Origin of the sequence: Desulfosarcina sp. (genome assembly GCF_033791525.1) — a bacterium.
Taxonomy (GTDB): domain Bacteria; phylum Desulfobacterota; class Desulfobacteria; order Desulfobacterales; family Desulfosarcinaceae; genus Desulfosarcina.
On record NZ_JASJGN010000241.1, the window covers coordinates 1 to 6,316 of the forward strand.

Consider the following 6,316-nt stretch of genomic DNA (forward strand, 5'->3'; position numbering starts at 1 on the left):
GCAAAGCCAACATGGCCGGCTACAAAAGGCCCAAGACCGTTGAATTTCGCGATGCCATTCCGGTATCGAACGTGGGCAAGGTGCTGCGTCGCGTGCTGCGGGATGAGGAAATAAAAAAGTCGACCGGGAGATCCGAGTGAAATGGGAAGCAGTCGATCATTTCGTTTTTGGTCATACCGGCGAAAGCACAAAAGGGGCATAGGATGAGAGGGCGCGTATATCAGATTGCAGGACTAACGTTGATTATCTTCATGGTCGCAAGCGGCTGCGCCCGGCTACAGGGACCTGCGGCCGATACTGACCCAAAGGCGCAGACGAAAAATGTCGTTTTGATTATCGCCGATGGTATGGGGCCGGAACAGGTCGGGCTGCTGCTTTCATACGCCAGGCAGGCACCCAACTCGGTGATCAAGGATAGAAGAACGGCCTTTGACCGAATTATGGATGAGGGGGGCGTGATGGGGATTTCGCTGACCTACCCCAGCGGTGCTCTGGTTACGGATTCGGCTGCGGCTGGTACACAACTGGCAACCGGCCAGTTTGCCGGATCCGAAATGATCGGATCGGACCAGAACGGCAATGCGGTGGAAACGATCCTCGAAAAAGCGATCAAAACGGGAAAATCCACCGGGCTGGTTTCCGATACGCGTCTGACCCATGCGACACCGGCCTCCTTTGCCGCCCATCAGCCCCATCGGAACCTGGAAAACGCGATTGCCGTTGACATGTTGAATGCCGGACCGGATGTTATGCTCTCGGGGGGATTGCGTCATTGGATTCCCCAAAAAGCCAATGATGAGAACTCTGCTGTACGCAAAGAGTTAGAGCAGATCACTCAGGGTTCCGTTAAAATTAAATCCAAACGCAAGGACAGTCGCAATTTACTTTTCGAGGCTCGCGCAAAGGGCTATTCATTGGCTTTTAACCGATCCCAGATGGAAACGGCGCAAGGCAAATTGCTGGGCCTTTTCGCCTACTCGGCCATGCCGGATGGCATCACGGTGACCCATAGCCAGGATGACCTCAACCGCACCATTCCTACATTGAAAGAGATGTCCGCCAAGGCGCTGCAGGTACTTTCGGAAAACGACAAGGGTTTTTTCCTTATGATCGAGGCTGGCCAGATCGACTGGGCCGCTCACAATAACGATACTGGATCGATGCTCCATGAACTGTTGATGCTCAACGAGACCGTCGACTATGTCTTGGACTGGGCCAGCAATCGAGATGACACCCTCATCATCGTGACGGCTGACCATACCACCGGCGGATTCGGGATCAGCTATAGTGCCAGCGACCTTCCTCAGGGCCGGCGGCTGCCCGGGTCCCTGTTTAACACAAGCGAATTCAAACCCAACTATAACTTTGGCCATCCTGAGGTTCTGGATAAGATTTACAACCAGAAAATAAGCTATCGCGAAATCTTTCGGGGTAGATTCGACAACCTGCCCAAGGATCAACAGACACCGGCCAAACTGGCGGAACTTGTCAATCAATATACGGAATTCGCCATCAGTGAAGCGCAGGCCGCCACCATCCTGGCAATCGAAGAGAATCCGTTTTACATGGAGGGGCACAGTACGTTGGGGGCCAAGATGGTGCCCAAAATGGGTTCAACCGGCGCCTTTTTCGTTTATCAGACCGATGACAACCGTCAGAATCTGCTGGCAAGGGAAGTGGCGGCTGACCAAATGGTGGTCTGGAATACAGGCACACACACCGCTACGCCTGTGCTCGTTTTCGCCAAGGGCTCACCTGGGGCGATGGCGCCGTTCGGCAATGTGCTGCACCACACGCAATTGGGCCGCTACGCCATTGAAGCCATCCTGAACCAGTAATTCCGGGAAGCCGTTTCACAGATGCTATTGAAACGAAGATTCTATTGCAAAGGCGAAAAATGACGTTGTTGACCGTAGACGAGAAGACCTGCAATCGGGACGGCATTTGTGCCGCTGCATCCACCGTGGGGTTATCTACCAACGGCTGCCTCTGCGCAGGCCCCCCGTTATCTCCTGGTTGGACGAACGCTGAACCACCTTTTTCAAGCGCCGATCAATTGTTTTTCCTGTTGCCGTACAGGTCGTCCAGCACCTTTTTCAGGTAGCTTCCTTTGGCTTTGAGCAGCTTGGAGCCCCGAGTGATTTTACACAGGCTGATTTTGTGCTCGGCGGCTATTTTGCGCTGGGTCTTGCCTTCGTAGAGGTCTTTGAGCAACTGCCAGCGGAGGGTGAGCGTATCGATCTCGCTAGGCGTGAAAATCTCCTGGAACAGCACTTCCATTTCTTTGCGGTCCTCGGTCTGGGCGAAGAGGTCAATCAGTTCCCGGGTGACAGTTTTCATGAAGATGGCCCTTTTGCTTCGGTAGGATGCCGCCGGGTTCATTCGTGTTTTATTCAAGCGTCTCGGCAAGGAATAATTGCACCCAAACTGAGCGTTTCAATTTTTTACAGATACCATAATTGGTCTGTATGCTTTGCTTTTGCGGTTTACCGATCTTAAAAATTTGAAACCCGTTGGGATTGCCGATCTTTATCCGCCTCAGGCGGATCACCGCATAACCGGCGTCAGCCGAAATCCCGCATCGTCCACTATAGCGGAATGCCAGCTTCCTTGGTTCTGCGGCAGGCTCAACAACCGCTCAACTTGGGTTGCGCAATGAGTCCTTGCCGTGACCGCAGGGGAAAAAGAGCTTGATTTTGGCCGCCCTCCTATATACTTAAGAGGCGGTCGTAAGCGTTTCTGTATGACAGAACATAGGAAAAATCCTGTGGAAAGGAAAGGAAAAAGTTCATGAAAAAGCTTTGCTGTGCCTTGACCGTCTTGTTCGCGATCTCTGTAATGATGTCTGCTGCACCGGCTGCTGCGTCTGACCCGATCCTCATCGGTATATCCAAAATCGTTGCCCACCCAGCCCTTGATGCCGTTGAAAAGGGAATCCAGGAAGTGGTGAAGGCCCAGTATCCCGATGCACGGTTCGACCTGCAGAATGCCAACGGTGAAATGTCGACCGCCTCATCCATCGCCCAGAAGTTCAAGTCAGAGAATGTGACACTGGCTGTCGGTATCGCCACGCCGACGGCCCAGGCTCTGGTTAATACACTCAAGGATCGTCCGGTGATTTTCAGTGCGGTCACCGATCCGGTGGCTGCAGGATTGATCGGGTCAACGGAGAAAGGCGAGAAAAATGTGACCGGAATTTCCGACATGACCCCGGTGAGAGCGCAGATCGAACTGCTCAATCGCATCAAACCCATCAAAACCCTTGGGCACGTCTACGCCAGCAGCGAGGCCAATGCAGTCAGCCTGGCCGCCATCGCCCGGCAGGTGTGCAAGGAGATGGGCATCAAGTTTGTTGAAACCACCGTATCCAATTCCGCCGAGGTGAAGCAGGCCGTTCAGGCCATCGCCGGCAGGGTGGACGGCATCTACATCTCCAACGACAACACCGTGGTGTCGGCCCTGGCCGCCGTGAGCAGCGTGGCCAAAAAGTACAACATTCCGGTCATGTCGGCCGATCCCAGCAGCGCCGAAATGACCCCGGTGCTGGCCGCCTGGGGGTTCGACTACTTCAAGATGGGCAAGGCCACCGGCCGCCTGGTGATCCGCATCCTCAAGGGGGAAAAACCCGACACCATCCCCACCATTTACATGACCGATGCGTCGGACGTGGACCTGTTCATCAACCTGGATGTGGCCGACGAACTGGGGTTGACCTTCCCGGAAGATATCATCGCTAAGGCCAATACCATCTTCGAGGACGGCAAGCTGATCAAACAATAGTTCCCATCCAGAATCGGCATGTTGCGGTCCAGATTTGCACCACAGTCTGCCATTTCTGAACCAGCACTGGTAAGATGCATTGCAGGCATGGTTGCCCAAAGCCAATGCTTTGATGTTCACAGCAGAAGGCGGAAAGCCGGGGTGGTTCGGCTTTCCGCCTTTTGTGCCACGATGAAAAGACAGATCCATCATGCTTGAAGGAATTTTTGTCGAAGGGTTGATTTACGCCATCATGGCCCTGGGAGTGTTTTTCACTTTCCGTATTCTCGACTTCCCGGATCTGACCGTGGACGGCAGCTTCCCCATGGGCGCGGTGGTTATGGCCACCTCGCTGACCGCTGGGATGCATCCGCTGGCGGGACTGCTCTTGGCCTTTTCCGGAGGTGTCCTGGCCGGCTTCGTCACCGCGGCCATCCATAGTCGGCTCAAGGTACCCCACCTGCTGGCCGGCATTCTCACCATGACCATGCTCTATTCGGTGAACATACGCATCCTGGGCAACCGGGCCAACCTGCCCCTTCTGCGTGTGGATACGATCATCACCCACGTCACCGCGGCTACCCAGGGCCTGATTCCGGCTGATTGGGCATCGCTGATTTTTTTCGCCCTGGTCGTCCTGGCCATCAAGTTTGCCCTGGACATGTTCTTTCATACGGACTTGGGGCTCGTGTTCGGTGCCCTGGGCAACAACGAACAGATGGTCAGGGTCCAGGGGGTGAATCCGGCAACCCTCAAGCTCATCGGTGTGGGCCTTTCCAACGGGCTGGTGGCCCTGTCCGGTGCCTTCGCCGCCCAGTACCAGGGTTTTGCCGACGTGAACCTGGGGCAGGGGATCGTGGTGTCCGGACTGGCTTCGGTGATGCTTGGCGAGTTCATCATCAAGTCCAACCGCATCGGCATGCTTACCCTGCGGGTGATCCTGGGCGCGATTATGTTCAAGGCCATCATGTACCTGGGCCGCTTTTACGGCTACTATATCAACATGACCCCCAACGACCTCAAGCTGATTGCGGGCATCCTGATCATCGCCTCCCTGGCCGTGACCAACTACCGCCGCATTCGTGGGAAGGCAGGAACCGCCGCATGATCCGCTTCCAGGACCTCAACTGCACCTTCCACGCGGGCACCCCCAACGCCAAAGCGGTGATCCGGGATCTAAACCTGACCGTGGGTGCCGGTGAATTCGTCACCATCATCGGCAGCAACGGCGCAGGCAAGACCACCCTTTTCAACCTGATTTCCGGCAACCTGCTGCCCACATCCGGCAGCGTCTGGGTCAAGGGGGTGGATGTCACCAATCACCCGGAGTACAAGCGGGCCATCACCATGGGCCGGATTTTCCAGGATCCGCTTGCGGGCACCGCCTCCAACATGACCCTGGAGGACAATATGATGATCACCTGCAAAAAGGGCTTCAAGTGGCCGGTCATCAGCCTCAACCGTAAAATGCGGGCTTATTTCAAAAGCCATCTGGTGAAGTTGAAGATGGGACTGGAATCGCGGATGAAAGAGAACATCAACACCCTGTCCGGCGGCCAGCGCCAGGCATTGACCCTGCTGATGATGGTGCTCTCCAATCCGGATATTGCGCTGCTGGACGAACACACCGCTGCCCTGGATCCGAGCAACGCGGCCATCGTGATGGACCTGACCACCCGGTTCATCACCGAGCACCGCCTGACCACCATGATGATCACTCACAACATGAACCATGCCATCGCCTACGGAAGCCGGTTGCTCATGATGGATGCCGGTGAAATAATCATCGACGTCTCCGGTGCGGACAAAGCCAAGCTCACCGTGCCAAAGCTGCTGGAGATGTTTTCCAACGTCCGCCGCCAAGCCTTTGAGAACGACGAGGTGCTGCTCTCGGCGGGATGACCGATGAATCCAAACTCCTATTTTTTAAAAACCGAACGGATTGGCTTTCGTAAGTGGGCTGAAAATGATCTTGATCTGGCGGTCGGCCTTTGGAGCGACATCGAGGTCACCAAACGAATCGATGCTCGAGGCAAATTATCCAGGGAACAGATAGCCGATCGGTTTGTTAAAGAGATTGCCGTTGAACGAGAATGGGGGGTACAGTACTGGCCTGTTTTTTTGTTGAAAAACGACGATCATATCGGGGTCTGCGGTCTGCGGCCGTACGATAGTCCGAATAATATTTTCGAAATCGGCTTTCATTTGCGTTCAGACCTCTGGCGTAAAGGATACGCGACTGAAGCAGCTCGTGCAATCATCAGGTACGCGTTTGCCGATCTCAAATTGGGTGGGCTGTTTGCCGGGCATCATCCGAAGAATGAAGCCTCACGTCTCCTTCTCATAAAACTGGGCTTTCGCTATACGCACGATGAGTACTATGAACCCACCGGGCTGCAGCATCCCTCTTATCTGATGGAAGCGGCGGATTATGCCTCATCGTTTTTGGTTTAACGATGGCCCGCTCTTATCTCACGAGCTGAAAAAAGGTCTGTAAATGGTCATATGTATAGCAAACGCTTCACCAGGAGAGCGCCATGCTGACCGTATTTGTTAA

Annotated in this window: 6 protein-coding genes; 5 read left to right on the top strand and 1 reads right to left on the bottom strand. The window is 54.7% G+C overall.

Annotated features, from left to right (window positions below):
* The first annotated feature begins 203 nt into the window (after nucleotides 1–203).
* Nucleotides 204–1,838, top strand: coding sequence for an alkaline phosphatase (locus tag QNK41_RS12080; RefSeq protein ID WP_319257189.1), 1,635 nt, complete (start codon nucleotides 204–206; stop codon nucleotides 1,836–1,838).
* Between the two features lie 214 nt (nucleotides 1,839–2,052).
* On the opposite strand, the gene QNK41_RS12085 is transcribed toward QNK41_RS12080, so the two are convergent.
* Complete coding sequence (locus tag QNK41_RS12085) at nucleotides 2,053–2,340, bottom strand: Trp family transcriptional regulator (RefSeq protein WP_319257191.1); 288 nt, start codon at nucleotides 2,338–2,340, stop codon at nucleotides 2,053–2,055.
* 450 nt (nucleotides 2,341–2,790) lie between these two features.
* On the opposite strand from QNK41_RS12085, the gene QNK41_RS12090 reads away from it, so the two are divergent.
* The 4 genes from QNK41_RS12090 to QNK41_RS12105 all read left to right on the top strand — a co-directional run bounded on the left by QNK41_RS12090 (nucleotide 2,791) and on the right by QNK41_RS12105 (nucleotide 6,213).
* The gene (locus tag QNK41_RS12090) at nucleotides 2,791–3,780 is read left to right on the top strand and encodes an ABC transporter substrate-binding protein (RefSeq protein ID WP_319257193.1); all 990 of its coding nucleotides are present in this window, start codon (nucleotides 2,791–2,793) and stop codon (nucleotides 3,778–3,780) included.
* 190 nt (nucleotides 3,781–3,970) lie between these two features.
* Nucleotides 3,971–4,867 (top strand): ABC transporter permease subunit, encoded by an 897-nt coding sequence (locus QNK41_RS12095; RefSeq protein ID WP_319257195.1) that lies wholly within the window; start codon nucleotides 3,971–3,973, stop codon nucleotides 4,865–4,867.
* On the top strand, nucleotides 4,864–5,661 hold the full coding sequence (locus QNK41_RS12100) for an ABC transporter ATP-binding protein (RefSeq protein WP_319257197.1): 798 nt from the start codon (nucleotides 4,864–4,866) through the stop codon (nucleotides 5,659–5,661). Before QNK41_RS12095 ends, QNK41_RS12100 begins: the two co-directional genes overlap by 4 nt.
* 3 nt (nucleotides 5,662–5,664) lie before the next feature.
* Nucleotides 5,665–6,213: a GNAT family N-acetyltransferase gene (locus QNK41_RS12105; protein WP_319257199.1), complete on the top strand. Its 549-nt coding sequence runs from the start codon at nucleotides 5,665–5,667 to the stop codon at nucleotides 6,211–6,213.
* The last annotated feature ends 103 nt before the right edge of the window (nucleotides 6,214–6,316 follow it).